Annotated in this window: 15 protein-coding genes, 1 other RNA gene and 1 pseudogene; 12 read left to right on the top strand and 5 right to left on the bottom strand. The window is 51.5% G+C overall.

Going from position 1 to position 14,006, the window contains the following annotated elements; translation table 11 throughout:
- Positions 1 to 171 precede the first annotated feature (171 nt).
- Positions 172 to 555, bottom strand: coding sequence for an autonomous glycyl radical cofactor GrcA (gene grcA, locus HA46_RS14900; protein ID WP_033791887.1), 384 nt, complete (start codon positions 553 to 555; stop codon positions 172 to 174).
- A gap of 259 nt (positions 556 to 814) precedes the next feature.
- Here grcA and ung point away from each other — a divergent pair, with 259 nt between their 5' ends.
- A complete protein-coding gene (ung, locus tag HA46_RS14905; protein WP_084885139.1) occupies positions 815 to 1,498 on the top strand; it encodes a uracil-DNA glycosylase in 684 nt (227 codons plus the stop codon).
- A 55-nt stretch (positions 1,499 to 1,553) separates the two neighbouring features.
- On the opposite strand, the gene grpE is transcribed toward ung, so the two are convergent.
- The gene (grpE, locus tag HA46_RS14910; protein ID WP_084885202.1) at positions 1,554 to 2,135 is read right to left on the bottom strand and encodes a nucleotide exchange factor GrpE; all 582 of its coding nucleotides are present in this window, start codon (positions 2,133 to 2,135) and stop codon (positions 1,554 to 1,556) included.
- A gap of 123 nt (positions 2,136 to 2,258) precedes the next feature.
- Between grpE and nadK the strand changes: the two genes are divergently transcribed.
- The 3 genes from nadK (at position 2,259) to bamE (ending at position 5,426) form a co-directional block, all read left to right on the top strand.
- Positions 2,259 to 3,137: an NAD(+) kinase gene (nadK, locus tag HA46_RS14915; protein WP_033754042.1), complete on the top strand. Its 879-nt coding sequence runs from the start codon at positions 2,259 to 2,261 to the stop codon at positions 3,135 to 3,137.
- A gap of 83 nt (positions 3,138 to 3,220) precedes the next feature.
- Positions 3,221 to 4,882, top strand: a complete 1,662-nt coding sequence (gene recN, locus HA46_RS14920) for a DNA repair protein RecN (RefSeq protein ID WP_084885140.1) — start codon at positions 3,221 to 3,223, stop codon at positions 4,880 to 4,882.
- A gap of 196 nt (positions 4,883 to 5,078) precedes the next feature.
- Positions 5,079 to 5,426: an outer membrane protein assembly factor BamE gene (gene bamE, locus HA46_RS14925; protein ID WP_033791890.1), complete on the top strand. Its 348-nt coding sequence runs from the start codon at positions 5,079 to 5,081 to the stop codon at positions 5,424 to 5,426.
- 68 nt (positions 5,427 to 5,494) lie between these two features.
- On the opposite strand, the gene HA46_RS14930 is transcribed toward bamE, so the two are convergent.
- Together HA46_RS14930 and HA46_RS14935 are read right to left on the bottom strand one after the other, a co-directional pair.
- Entirely contained in the window at positions 5,495 to 5,788 is a 294-nt protein-coding gene (locus HA46_RS14930; protein ID WP_033791891.1) for an RnfH family protein, read from the bottom strand.
- Positions 5,781 to 6,215 carry a type II toxin-antitoxin system RatA family toxin gene (locus HA46_RS14935; protein ID WP_033754055.1) on the bottom strand — a complete coding sequence of 145 codons (435 nt, stop codon included), beginning with the start codon at positions 6,213 to 6,215 and terminating at the stop codon, positions 5,781 to 5,783. Before HA46_RS14935 ends, HA46_RS14930 begins: the two co-directional genes overlap by 8 nt.
- Before the next feature lie 159 nt (positions 6,216 to 6,374).
- On the opposite strand from HA46_RS14935, the gene smpB reads away from it, so the two are divergent.
- From smpB to HA46_RS14975, 8 genes and pseudogenes are all read left to right on the top strand, one after another.
- Positions 6,375 to 6,857, top strand: coding sequence for an SsrA-binding protein SmpB (gene smpB / locus HA46_RS14940; protein WP_033754058.1), 483 nt, complete (start codon positions 6,375 to 6,377; stop codon positions 6,855 to 6,857).
- Between the two features lie 44 nt (positions 6,858 to 6,901).
- Positions 6,902 to 7,265: a transfer-messenger RNA gene (gene ssrA / locus HA46_RS14945) on the top strand.
- 390 nt (positions 7,266 to 7,655) lie between these two features.
- Positions 7,656 to 8,504: a YPO3983 family protein gene (locus tag HA46_RS14950; RefSeq protein ID WP_084885143.1), complete on the top strand. Its 849-nt coding sequence runs from the start codon at positions 7,656 to 7,658 to the stop codon at positions 8,502 to 8,504.
- A complete protein-coding gene (locus HA46_RS14955; protein WP_084885145.1) occupies positions 8,488 to 8,955 on the top strand; it encodes a DUF943 family protein in 468 nt (155 codons plus the stop codon). Before HA46_RS14950 ends, HA46_RS14955 begins: the two co-directional genes overlap by 17 nt.
- A 471-nt stretch (positions 8,956 to 9,426) precedes the next feature.
- The gene (locus HA46_RS21060) at positions 9,427 to 9,600 is read left to right on the top strand and encodes a hypothetical protein (RefSeq protein ID WP_158086844.1); all 174 of its coding nucleotides are present in this window, start codon (positions 9,427 to 9,429) and stop codon (positions 9,598 to 9,600) included.
- A 134-nt stretch (positions 9,601 to 9,734) separates the two neighbouring features.
- Positions 9,735 to 10,582 (top strand): annotated as a pseudogene (locus HA46_RS14960) (YPO3983 family protein).
- Positions 10,566 to 11,042 carry a DUF943 family protein gene (locus HA46_RS14965; protein WP_084885148.1) on the top strand — a complete coding sequence of 159 codons (477 nt, stop codon included), beginning with the start codon at positions 10,566 to 10,568 and terminating at the stop codon, positions 11,040 to 11,042. Before HA46_RS14960 ends, HA46_RS14965 begins: the two are co-directional and overlap by 17 nt.
- A gap of 526 nt (positions 11,043 to 11,568) precedes the next feature.
- Positions 11,569 to 11,826, top strand: coding sequence for a DUF943 family protein (locus tag HA46_RS14975; RefSeq protein WP_280174260.1), 258 nt, complete (start codon positions 11,569 to 11,571; stop codon positions 11,824 to 11,826).
- Between the two features lie 839 nt (positions 11,827 to 12,665).
- Here the strand turns inward: HA46_RS14975 and HA46_RS14980 are convergent.
- Positions 12,666 to 13,985, bottom strand: a complete 1,320-nt coding sequence (locus HA46_RS14980) for an amidase (RefSeq protein WP_084885204.1) — start codon at positions 13,983 to 13,985, stop codon at positions 12,666 to 12,668.
- Between the last annotated feature and the right edge of the window lie 21 nt (positions 13,986 to 14,006).

Below are 14,006 nucleotides of genomic sequence, written 5' to 3' on the forward strand. Positions count from 1 at the left end.
GTTAAGCGGGTAAAAACGGCGCTTACCCCGTTCAGATATAGGTTAACAGCCAAAGCGCCGGGTTTGTTACTGCGCGGCCAGCGCCGGGAAAGTTAAATATTACCTATTTTCAATAACCTGCCATTAACAATACGATGGGTACTTTTTCTGCACGCGCCCAAAGTTGCCAGATTACAGGCTTTCGGTAAACGTACGGGTAATCACGTCACGCTGCTGTTCCGGCGTAAGCGCATTGAAGCGCACCGCATAGCCTGAAACGCGAATGGTCAGCTGCGGATATTTCTCCGGATGTTTAACCGCATCTTCCAGCGTTTCACGGCGCAGCACGTTAACATTCAGGTGCTGACCGCCTTCAATGCGTACCTGCGGTTTCATTTCCAGCGGCACTTCGCGCCAGGCGAATTCGCCCAGTTCGCTCACGGCGACAACCTGATCTTCTTCATAACCCGCTTTCGCGCACAGGCAGCGCGCTTCCGCTTTTTCGTCGTCGATCAGCCAGAAAGAGTTCATTAAATCAGGGTTGTTGGTTTGAGTAATTTGAATGCCAGTGATCATAACTAGTTCTCCAGAACATGGCGCTATCCTGCTCGGCGCGGTGAGTAAATCAAATTATCGCCCTGATATAACACTCGCTTCTTGCAGAGGTTTTGACCTCGGTCAATTTACACAGCCACGCTTTTCACTGCTAATTTCAATTAATTGATTCAGATAAATTTTTCCCTAAAAAATATTTTGTAAATTTCAAATATTTTTTATCTTCAACCTGATGCGGCGAACCGTTAAGCTACGGCATCGATCTATAAGGGAGCAGACCATGACGGACAAACTGACCTGGCACGACGTGCTGGCCGAAGAGAAAGAGAAGCCCTACTTTACCGAAACGCTGAAACTGGTGGCGAACGAACGGGCGGCTGGCGTGACGGTTTATCCGCCGCAGAAAGATGTCTTCAATGCGTTTCGCCTTACCGAGCTGGGCGACGTCAAGGTGGTGATTCTCGGTCAGGATCCCTATCACGGCCCGAATCAGGCGCACGGCCTGGCCTTCTCGGTGCTGCCCGGCGTGCCGGTGCCGCCCTCTTTACAGAATATGTATAAAGAGCTGGAGCAGGAATTTCCCGACTTTAAGCGCCCACAGCACGGCTTCCTCGAAAGCTGGGCGAAACAGGGCGTGATGCTGCTGAATACGGTGTTGACCGTGGAAGCGGGCAAAGCGCATTCCCATGCGCGCTTCGGCTGGGAAACCTTTACCGATAACGTTATTGCCGCGATTAACGAACATCGCGAAGGCGTGGTGTTTTTACTCTGGGGATCGCACGCGCAGAAGAAAGGCAGCATTATCAACCGGCAGCGCCACCATGTGTTACAGGCGCCCCATCCGTCGCCGCTTTCCGCCCATCGCGGCTACTTTGGCTGCGGCCATTTCGCGCAGGCCAACGACCTGCTGACGCAGGCGGGCGAGCAGCCCATCGACTGGATGCCGCAGCTGCCCGTCAGCTGAGCCGCAAATAAAAACGGCCGCATCACCGTGCGGCCGTCTGACGTGCGTTGACTGCTTAGCTTTTCGCTTTCGCGACCGCAACCATCGCCGGACGCAGCAGGCGACCGTTCAGGGTATAGCCGCGCTGCATCACCATCATCACATGGTTAGGCGCTACGTCGTCTGACTCCATCATTGACATCGCCTGATGGATTTCCGGGTTGAACGGCACGTTGGTGTCGCCGACCACTTCAACGCCGAATTTGCGCACGGCGCCCAGCAGCGATTTCAGGGTCAGTTCGATCCCTTCAATCATCGATGCCAGCCCCGGGTTCTCTTTGTCTGCGACTTCCAGCGCGCGCTCCAGGCTGTCGATAACCGGCAGCAGCTCGTTGGCGAATTTTTCCAGCGCGAATTTGTGCGCTTTCTCAACGTCAATTTCGGTGCGACGGCGGATATTTTCCACTTCCGCCTGCGCGCGCAGCTGAGCGTCGCGTACGCCGGTCTGCAACTGCGCCAGTTCAGCTTCCAGCTGCGCAATACGCTCATCACGCGGATCCACCTCTACTGCCGTCTCCGCTTCCTGAGGTTGCTGCTGATCCTGTTGAATTTCGTCTGAGACTTGCTCGTTTGGGGTGTTCTGTTCTTTACTACTCATGAATTTCTCCGCGTTTTGCACATTCATCTCGCCAGTCCGCTTATTATGGGGATCGGTTTGACGGTTTCAAGGGAACCCATCACATTGCCTTGCCGTTTTGGCTTATGAGGAAAGACCCACCAAATGAACAAACACTTTAACTGCATTGGTATTGTAGGCCATCCGCGTCACCCTACCGCTCTCACCACGCATGAGATGCTGTGGCGCTGGCTGACGTCCAAAGGTTATCAAGTGATTATTGAGAAGCAGATCGCGCAGGAGCTCAACCTTCAGGATGCCCAGACCGGCACGCTGGCGGAGATTGGACAGCAGGCGGACCTCGCCGTGGTGGTCGGCGGCGACGGCAATATGCTCGGCGCGGCGCGCGTGCTGGCGCGCTACGATATCAAAGTGATCGGCATTAACCGCGGCAACCTCGGGTTTCTCACCGACCTCGATCCCGATAACGCGCAGCAGCAGCTGGACGAGGTGCTGCAGGGGAATTATTTCGTCGAAAGCCGCTTTCTGCTTGAAGCGCGCGTCTGCAAAGATGAGTGCTCGCCGCGGCTCGGCCTGGCGATCAACGAGGTGGTGCTGCATCCTGGCAAAGTGGCGCATATGATCGAGTTCGAGGTCTATATCGACGAGGTGTTCGCCTTCTCGCAGCGTTCTGACGGCCTGATCATCTCTACGCCGACCGGCTCGACCGCCTACTCGCTATCGGCGGGCGGCCCGATTCTCACCCCTTCGCTCGACGCCATCGCGCTGGTGCCGATGTTCCCGCATACCCTCTCGGCGCGGCCGCTGGTGATCAACAGCAGCAGCACCATCCGGCTGCGCTTTTCGTCGCGTCGCAGCGATCTCGAAATCAGCTGCGACAGCCAGATCGCCTTGCCGATTCAGGAAGGAGAAGATGTGCTGATCCGCCGCAGCGAGAACCACCTGAACCTGATCCACCCTAAAAACTACAGCTATTTCAATACGCTAAGCTCAAAACTAGGCTGGTCGAAAAAATTGTTCTAATTTCAGCCCGCCCTCTTTACTGGATAAAAAACCAGTTTATACTGTACGAAAAACCATATCTGTTTTTCCATACAGGTGATTCTATGCTGGCACAGCTGACCATCAGTAATTTCGCTATCGTTCGTGAGCTCGACATTGATTTCCAACGCGGTATGACGGCGATTACCGGTGAAACCGGCGCGGGTAAGTCTATTGCCATCGACGCCCTCGGTCTGTGCCTTGGCGGTCGCGCTGAAGCGGACATGGTGCGTCAGGGCGCCGCGCGCGCCGACCTCTGCGCCCGCTTTAACCTTAAGTCCTCGCCCTCTGCGCAGCGCTGGCTGGAAGAAAATCAGCTGGATGACGGCAACGAGTGTCTGCTGCGCCGCGTCATCAGCGCCGACGGCCGCTCACGCGGCTTTATCAACGGTACCGCAGTGCCGCTGTCGCAGCTGCGCGATTTGGGCCAGCTGCTGATTCAGATCCACGGCCAGCATGCTCACCAGCTGCTGCTTAAAGCCGACCATCAGAAACACCTGCTTGACGCCTACGCCGGTCATGACGATCTGTTGCGCCAGATGCGCAGCGACTATCAGGCCTGGCATCAGAGCTGCCGCAATCTGGCGCAGCATCAGCAGCTGTCGCAGGAGCGCGAGGCGCGCCGTGAACTGCTGCAGTATCAGCTGAAAGAACTCAACGATTTCGCGCCGCAGGCGAACGAGTACGAGCAAATTGATGAGGAGTACAAGCGCCTCGCCAACAGCGGTCAGCTGCTCTCGACCAGCCAGCAGGCGCTGCAGCTGCTCGCCGACGGCGACGACAGCAACCTCAACAGCCTGCTCTACACCGCGCGTCAGATGGTGACCGAGGTCGTGACGCTGGACGACAAGCTGAGCGGCGTGCTCAATATGCTGGAAGAAGCGGCGATTCAGCTCAGCGAGGCAAGCGACGAGCTGCGCCACTACGTTGACCGGCTCGATCTCGATCCCAACCGTCTGTATGAGCTGGAACAGCGCATCTCGCGCTATATCGCGCTGGCGCGTAAGCACCATGTCGCGCCGGAAGGTCTGGCGGAGCTGCATCAGCAGCTGCTCACGGAAGCTGAGCTGCTTTCGCAGCAGGAGAGCGATCAGGAGAGCCTGCAAGAGTTAGTAAGCGAACACTATCAGGCCGCACTGCGCAGCGCTGAGCATCTGCATCAGCAGCGTCAGCAGTATGGCACCGAACTTGAGCAGCTGATTACGCAAAGTATGCACCAGCTCTCTATGCCGCACGGCCGTTTTACTATTGCGCTGGCGTTCAATCCCGACCACCTCACGGCGGATGGCGCAACGCGTATCGACTTCCAGGTGGCCACCAACCCCGGCCAGCCTCTGCAGCCGCTGGGTAAAGTAGCGTCCGGCGGCGAACTGTCGCGTATTGCGCTGGCAATCCAGGTGATTACCGCGAAGAAGATGGAAACCCCGGCGATGATCTTCGACGAAGTGGACGTCGGCATCAGCGGCCCGACCGCGGCCGTCGTCGGACGCCTGCTGCGCCAGCTGGGCGAATCGACCCAGGTCATGTGCGTTACCCACCTGCCGCAGGTGGCGGGCTGCGGCCATCAGCACTTCTTTGTCAGCAAAGAGACCGACGGCGCGATGACCGAGACCCATATGCAGGCGCTCGACAAGCGCGCGCGCCTGCAGGAGCTGGCGCGTCTGCTGGGCGGCAGTGAGGTTACACGTAATACTCTCGCTAACGCGAAAGAACTTTTAGCGGCGTAACGGCCGCACTTTCTTCCCGCTGCGTGGTCATATGCTTGCTCTGTCGATGTAGAGGTTCCCAATAGCGAAAAGGTTTATTATCATCGGCTACTTATGTCGCCTGAATAATAAAGCCTGCCGCAGGCAGAGTTCAGAATTTGATGGCAAAAAAACAGCCTGAGAAAAAGGCGTTTGGCCCCAGAAAAGGAATGTAGAGATGCGCTGTAAAACGCTGACTGCCGCGGCAGTGGTAATGTTGATGATGACCGCCGGATGCTCCACCCTTGAGCGCGTGGTTTACCGCCCAGATATCAACCAGGGCAACTACCTGGTCGCCAACGATGTGGCGAAAATCCACAACGGCATGACCCAGCAGCAGGTCGCCTATACGCTCGGTACGCCGATGATGCGCGATCCATTTGGCAGCAACGTCTGGTATTACGTGTTCCGTCAGGAGCCAGGCCATGAAAAGGTGAAGCAGCAGACGCTGACCCTGACCTTCGACAGCAACGGCATATTGACCAATATCGACAACAAGCCGAATCTGACTGCCTCGAAGGATTGATCGAACACGCAACAAAAAAGGCGCCGCTGGCGCCTTTCGCTTTTCTGGCTGGCCAGTGCTGACCGATATTACTTTTTCCCGCCGGCTGAACGCTCAGCACGTTGACGCCGCAGCTCTTTGGGATCGGCGATTAGCGGCCGATAGATCTCCACCCTGTCGCCTTCTTGCAGCGTATCGCCCAGCTTAACCGGGCGGCTAAAGACGCCCACTTTGTTTTGGCTGAGGTCGATATCGCGGCGCAGCTCCAGCAGGCCGGATGCGACGATCGCCTGCTCGACGGTGCTTCCCTCTTCCAGCGTGACGACGCGCTGATACTGTTTCTCCGGCAGCGCGTAAACCACCTCAACGGAGATATCAGGCACTGTAGACCTCTTTGGCGCGCTGAGTGAAGGCCTGCACCATGCTGTTGGCCAGCTCTTTAAAGATGCGGCCGAACGCCATTTCCACCAGCATATTGGTGAACTCAAAATCGAGGCTAAGCTCAACCTTGCAGGCGTCGTCGCCCAGCGAGATAAACTGCCACCCGCCGGTCAGCTTTCGGAACGGCCCGTCGACCAGCTGCATATGGATGCGCTGATTGTCGGTAAGCGTGTTGCGCGTAGTGAATGTCTTACTGATGCCCGCTTTTGAGACGTCTACCGAGGCCGTCATCTGATTTTCAGAGGATTCCAGCACGCGACTGCCGGTACAGCCCGGCAAAAACTGTGGATAGGCATCCACGTCGTTGACCAGTTGGTACATTTGCTCAGCGCTGAAGGGCACCAGCGCTGAACGACTAATCTGAGCCATAATGGTTCCTGTTCATCACAAAACCGCTGAATTGTAGCATTTCCAGCGATCAAACAAAAATTCCCCGCATTGAGAGGTGTGCTAGAATATCCCGTTTCCCGGTGCCCCGCTGGACAAGGGGTGCGATGGCCGCCTAAGTGATGTAAAATACGCCGCACTATGACAAAGAAAAAAGTACATAAACCCGGTTCTGCCACTATTGCCCTTAACAAACGCGCCCGTCATGAATACTTCATTGAAGAGGAATTCGAAGCGGGATTGTCGCTACAAGGATGGGAAGTCAAATCGCTCCGTGCGGGTAAAGCCAACATCAGCGACAGCTACATTCTGCTGCGCGATGGCGAAGCTTATCTGTTCGGCTCAACCTTCCAGCCGCTGGCCGTCGCTTCAACGCACGTTGTCTGCGATCCGACGCGCAACCGTAAGCTGCTGCTCAACCAGCGCGAACTCGACTCGCTCTATGGCCGCGTTAACCGCGAAGGCTATACCGTCGTCGCGCTGTCGCTTTACTGGAAGAACGCCTGGTGCAAACTGAAGATTGGCGTGGCGCGCGGTAAGAAAGAGCATGACAAGCGCGACGACATCAAAGAGCGCGAGTGGAAGCTCGATAAAGCGCGCATCATGAAAAATCGCAACCGCTAATCACTGGATAGTTTTGAAGTTTTTTGCTAGAGTAGTTGGTTCCTGGGGCTGATTCTGGATTCGACGGGATTTGCGAAACCCAAGGTGCATGCCGAGGTGCGGTAGGCCTCGCTAAAAAACCGCAAAAAAATAGTCGCAAACGACGAAAACTACGCACTAGCAGCTTAATAACCTGCTTAGAGCCCTCTCTCCCTAGCCTCCGCTCTTAGGACGGGGATCAAGAGAGGTCAAACCCAAAAGAGATCGCGTGGATGCCTTGCCTGGGGTTGAAGCGTTAAATCTAATCAGGATAGTCTGTCAGTGGCGTGTCTGTCCGCAGCTGCCAGGCGAATGTAAAGACTGACTAAGCATGTAGTACTGAGGATGTAGGAATTTCGGACGCGGGTTCAACTCCCGCCAGCTCCACCAAAATTCTCCATCGGTGATTACCAGAGTCATCCGATGAAGTCCTAAGAGCCCGCAAGGCGCAAGCCCTGCGGGCTTTTTTGTGCCTTGAATTTGTCCCGCGAAGTCTGATGCCAACTAATTAAATCCGAACCTTTTAGGCACTCTGTCAGGCACTCATAAAGCTTTATTGTTTTGAGCGAAAGGCATAGAGTAGGAGGTCCCCGGCAGCCTGAAAGATGCCCCCTGTCATTTTGATGATGCCTTGAGAGCGTAATGCACACACTGTGCTCCCCTGCCAGGAATCGGTAAAAATTATGGGCAAGAGCTGTACAATGTTTACACTTCATCCCACCAGCGCGTATTATTCCCTGTAAAGATTTCAATGGACCGTTATACAAGGAATGTATCACGATGGCCGCACTACAGTTTCCCTGCACCGTATTCAAAACTCAGAAATGGATGGACGACTATGGCGCTAAAGGTATGCGTTGTGGAGATTTAACTGAATCACAGTTAAAAACACAGTTTCATCTACTGGATGTCTCCACCAGAGTCAACCCTTACACATTGACGAAAATTACCCCGTTCAGCCAGCCGCAGTCGATGTTTCATGGCTCCCGTGGAGAAGGGGAAAAGATTTCCCGCCAGCAGTGCGCCAATATCTTGTTTGATGAATTCCGCGATTTATCGCGCCTGTTCTCGATTTATGGCCCTTACAAGCATCTGATCGAACAGATGATCACCCATATGCAGCATGGCAACGGTTCAGCATTCAGTAGTACGCATCTGGACAGGGCGCTGAAGGAACATATTCTTAATGACAGGACAAAAAACAGTACGCTTTTACGAATAGAAGGAACGCTTAAAAAACACATAATATGGGAAGACAATAATTACCCGAAAAAAGATAAAGATGAATTAATGATCGCAATATCTCGTGGAAAACTCCCTAAATTTGACCGCTTTCAGGATAATTTCAACGGTATGGGAATCACCGTGCATGATACCTGGGCAACGAACATCACCATAAAATCGTTACAGGTTGATAATGACCGCTACCGGGCGGTTATACATTACAAAGTCCAGGATCACTTTGGCCTTGATGTTGATGATTTTTCAAAACTCAAATTCAACCAGTTCCGCTTTTTCCGCATCTGGTTTGTGCTACAGCGATATAACCCGTTTGGTTTCAAGCCATTCATGACCAATATGGAAGCAACCGTAGAAATCACTGGGGGGCGCAATGACAGCAAAAAATAAAAAAATCTTGATTCTGTTTTTGCTGGCTGTTTGTCTTTTACTGAGTTACTGGATTTGGCTGTGTTTACGTCCTGTAGATATTGTCGCGGTTCATCAGGAAAACAACTATAGCGATGTTTTAGTTAGAAGCTTTCCACCGACAGATAAGGGGAAAATAGCCTGGTGGCTAAAAAATAAGGATATGTTGAAAGAAAAATATGATATTCCCAAACCATCATCTTCTGGATATTTTACTGTTGTTTTTTGGGATTTTGGCGATGGTTATAAAGAAGAAGGGAAATATGACAGGCTTTGTTTTAAGGATATGAAGCCACCAATAAATTGCATCGAAAAGGATGCTATTTTCTCTGTAGATAAAAGCCGGAATATGGGCATCATGTTCACCGTTTACGATGGTGATAATTATCGCTTAGACCAAAATGGTAATATTATAAAAGTCGCATCCTATTAGGTTTGCCCCTCGCGTAGTGACTGCAATAAAATCATTCTCCTGCCCGGCTTGCACTAGCCATGCATAAGTAGCCAGGTATGCCAGAGGCTATCTCGACGAAATCAGAAAGCGCAGGCAACCAGGCGCTATAAACCGTAGCAAAAAGTATGACGGAGCTATAAAACTAATGTGCGAGGTATGGGCTAATGACATTATCGAACGTCATAAAAGTGAAGGACGCAGCAAACTAACAAAAACCGCTTTATCCCGGCTCGTGGACGATAAATATCGCGCATTTATAGCCTCGTACCCAAAGGAAACACCTGAATTCCAGAAGCTACACCCACCGGGGAGAATTATTTTACCCGTTGGCGCAGAGTTAGCGCCAAACGGTTCGATCTACAACCGAGTTACGCCAGCGGCACCAGCGCAGGATATGACGTATGTCGGTCAGGTGCAGTTATAAGCAGCGGCCAGAATCCGATTACCGCCATGACCAGCAACGCTATCAGCAATTCATCCCGACAGGTTTCACAGCGTACAGAGGTACGGATCGACAATATAGAGATCCAGACGCAGGCCACCGATGCGAAAGGTATAGCGCAAGAGATCCCCGGAAGCCTGAAAGATGCCACATGGCATTTTGATGATGGATTATTAGCGTAAAGCGTCCACTCCCCCCTGCCCGAAATCCGCAAAAATTACGGGCAGAGGCTGTACAACGTTTACACTTCAACCCACCAGGGCGTATTATTCCCTGCAAAGACCTTCACGAACAATAACACAAGGAATGTGTCACGATGGCCGCACTACAGTTTCCCTGTACCATATTTACTACCCAAAATCGTATGGACGACTACAGCGCTAAAGATATGCGCTGTGGAGATTTATCAGAATCACAGTTAAAAACGCATTTTCATTTGCTGGATGTCTCTACCAGGACCAACCCTTATACCCTGACGAAAATTACGCCATTCACTCAGCCACAGTCAATGTTTCATGGCTCCCGTGGAGAAGGGGAAAAGATTTCGCGCCAGCAGTGCGCCAGTATCTTGTTTGATGAATTCCGCGATTTATCGCGCCTGTTCTCGATTTATGGGCCATACCGCCATCTGATCGAACAGATGATTACGCATATGCAAAATGGCAACGGTTCACCCTTTCGCAGTATGTACCTCGATTCAGCACTTAAAGATCATATTCTTAATGACAGAACCGAGAATAGTACGTTGTCAAAAATAAAAAATGCTTTGATCGAGAATATTGACTGGGCAAATAAACATTACCCGAAAAAAATAAAGATGAATTGCGAAAAGCTATTCTCAGTGGAAAACTCCCTAAGTTTGACAGATTCCAGGATAACTTTAACGGTATGGGTATCACCATTCATGATACCTGGGCAACACATATTACGTTAAAGTCCTTACAGATTAATAATGACCGCTACCAGGCAGTGGTGCATTACAAAGTTCAGGATCACTTTGGCCTTGATGTTGACGATATCTCAAAGTTTAAGTTTAACCAGTTCCGATTTTTCCGTATCTGGTTTATACTCCAGCGTTACAATCAGTTTGGTTTCAGACCATTTATGGCCAATATGGAAACCAATGTAGAGATTACCGGGGGTCGTAATGAAAGCAAAAACTAAGAAAATTATTTCTTTTATCACTCTGGCTGGCTGCGTATTGGCTGGTTATTGGCTTTGGCTATCACTACGTCCGGTGGAGATTGTCGCCGTTCATGACAATGGTAATCATAGCTATGTTTTAGTCAGGAATTTCCCGCCAACAGATAAAGGAAAAATTAAGTGGTGGCTTGAAAATAAATCTTTCCTGAAAGAGAAATATAATATCCCTAAACCATCATCCTCTGGTTCTTTTACTATTATTTTCTGGCTATTTGGTGAGGGATATAAAGAAACTGATGGTTATGACAGACTATGTTTTGATGATATGCCGCCACCACTAAAGTGTATTGATAAAGATGCTGTTTTCTCTGTCAGCAATAGCAAGAACTTGGGTGTAATATTCACAACATATGATGGAAAATATCAGCTACAAAAAAACGGCGATATAGTTAAGTTCACAGATGAATTCGAGTTTAAATAACACCCCCACCCAGAACAACTAAAGTGCAGAGCATAGGCTAATGACATTATCGAACGCCATAAAAGCGAAGGACGCAGCGAACAAACAAAAACCGCTTTATCCCGGCTCGTGGACGATAAATATCGCGCATTTATAGCCTCGTACCCAAAGGAAACACCTGAATTCCAGAAGCTACACCCACCAGGGAGAAGTATTTTACCCATTGGCGCAGAGTTAGCGCCAAACGGTCCGATCCACAATTGAGTTACGCCAGCGCCACCAGCGCAGGATATGACGCATGTCGATCAGGTGCAGTTACAGGCAGCGGCAAGCAATCCTATTACCCGTCATGACCAGCAACGCTATCAGCAATTCATCCCGACAGGTTTCACAGCGTACAGACGTGCGGATCGACAATATCGAGATTCAGAGGCAGGCCACCGATACAAAAGATATAGCGCAAGAGATCCCCGGAAGCCTGAAAGATGCCACATGGCATTTTGATGATGGATTACTAGCGTAAAGCGTCCACTCCCCCCTGTCCGGAATCCGCAAAAAATTACGGGCATGTGAGTCAGATGGATCTTTTACTGTCATTTTTTGGGATTTCGGAGATGGCTACAAAGAAACTGATGGATACGACAGGCTTTATTTTAAAGATATGAAACCTCAAAAAAACTGTATTGATAAAAACTCTCTCATGTCTGTTAAAAATGGTAAAAATACCGGTATGACTTTTTGGGCCGATAACGGAATATATCGAGTAAAAAAAAGTGGTGAGATGGTAAAAACCAGATATAAATAATTGCCCCCCTCGCGTAGAGACAATAATAAAATCATCACCGTTCCACGGCTTGCCCGACCTGGCGGAAGTAGCAAAGTGCAAAAGAAGCTATCCCTATAGGGATAAAAGCGGCAACGCCTTACCGCCTGCTTCAACACCTTTCAGTAAAATTACCCCCCTAAGATTTTGACTTGACGCTACCCGCTTCCAGGCGGACTCGCGCATACGCGTGTTTTGCCATGCCAAAAATGTTGAGAATTGGTGAGGTGCAAGGAGCACGTAGCAAAATGTACAATCTGTGCAATACCGGGGAAGGAGAGTTTCTATCTTGCCAATTTTCGGACGGCATCCGATTACGATGTGCAAAAACACGTAGCAAAACGTAGCCCCCGAACTTTTCCAGTACGATCCCACATAGCGCAAAATGCATTTTTACCCGACGAACGGCAAAGTATGGACAGGACAGCACTGCCCACCCTTTGTCCATGCTGTTGCCCACGTATGAACGCGCATGAAAAACGGTTATCCATATGTATAATATGATAGTTTTTTATTTTTAATATTATATATGGACAGTGGACAGGCTGGACACGTAAAAGCATAACAGCGGTATGTATTACTCTTAGCAAAGAGTAAATTAGCCCCTCCCCTGTAATGTGCAATTTTCCACCAAAACATTTTGGTAGTGCGTTTGGTAGTTAAATCCTGAAATCCTGAATTAATTTTTCTTTTAAATCAAGAAACTATAAGATAAACCCATCTCCTGTCAGCCCACAAAAACTCTCCATCGGTGATTACCAGAGTCATCCGATGAAGTCCTGAGAGCCCGCACGGCGCAAGCCCTGCGGGCTTTTTTGTGCCTATACCACGATACCTTCCCTGACAAAAGCCCCCTCGCAGGCCCTTGCCAGCGTCATCAACGCTGCCTCGTCCTCATTCACTGACAAAATCTCCATTCCCACCGGCAGGCCATTAAGGCTCATGCCACATGGCAGCGTTATCGCAGGCAGGCCACTGATGGCGGCAAGTTCCGGCGCACAGCCGGGCGGCATCTTCGCCAGGCTTTCGGGTAAACGTTGTACAGTGGGATACAAAAATCCGTCGATGCATTGTTCCTCTGCCACCCGGCACAAATTCTGCCGCAACAGGCGCTGGAAGTGCCGCCCCGCCAGCCAGTGCGGATTTTTCAGGGTGTTGTATCTCATCATTTGCCTGAGAAACGACGCGAACTCCGGCAGGAAGGCTCCGGACGCCACGATGTCCGCCAGCCCAGATGGCGCGCCCGGCTTCTTTTGAAGCCAGCCGTTAATCGCCACATGAAATTCATACAGGCTTAGGCAGGTCGCCTCTCTGACTTCATTCAGAAATGGTAAAGATAACTCTACCAGCGTCGACCCAGCCCGGCATAGCGTATGCAGCGCCCTCTGCCACACGGCTAATTGCGCTTCATCCTCACCCTGTAATGCAGTAATCACCCCAAAGCGAATGCCTTTCAAAGAACGCTCGGGAAGATGAACCAGGGGAAGATCGTGGATTATGGCATGCAGCAAGGCGGCATCTTCAACGCTATGAACCATTGGCCCAACGGTATCTTTGCTGAGCGAGAGCGGCGCAACGCCGTCCAGCTGTGAGCGTCGAAAGGCGGGCCGTAGCCCCACCAGCCCGGTATAGCTACAGGGAATACGGATTGAACCGCCTGTATCCGTGCCTATCGCGCCGTCGGCTATTCCGGCTGCAACCGCAGCGGCGCAGCCTCCGCTGGAGCCTCCGGCGGTAACCGACGGGCAAAGTGGGTTAGCCACATCCCCGCCTAGTGAACTTCGCGAGCGCACATCGAATGCAAACTCGGACATATTAGCTCGGGCAAGAACAATCACTCCAGCCCTGCGCAGTCGCTGTACGACCCGCGCATCCGATGTCGCCTTTAAGGAGGCCAGCGCGCGACAACCAAGGGTAACGGGCATCGGCACGCAGGCAATATTATCTTTGATAATCAACGGGACGCCATGCAAAGGACCGATAAGTTCACCGCGTCGACGCTGCTTCTGATACTCCTCAGCCAGGGTCATCGCCTCGGGGTTAACTCCGAGGATCGCGTTGAGCGCACGGTGATGCTGCATGACGTCAAGACGGCGGGCGATTTCCTCCGGGCAGTCGTCTGGCGGTATCAGGCGTTTCATAGTCTCAGATCCCTCATACTG

Source organism: Pantoea septica (assembly GCF_002095575.1).
GTDB classification, from domain to species: domain Bacteria; phylum Pseudomonadota; class Gammaproteobacteria; order Enterobacterales; family Enterobacteriaceae; genus Pantoea; species Pantoea septica.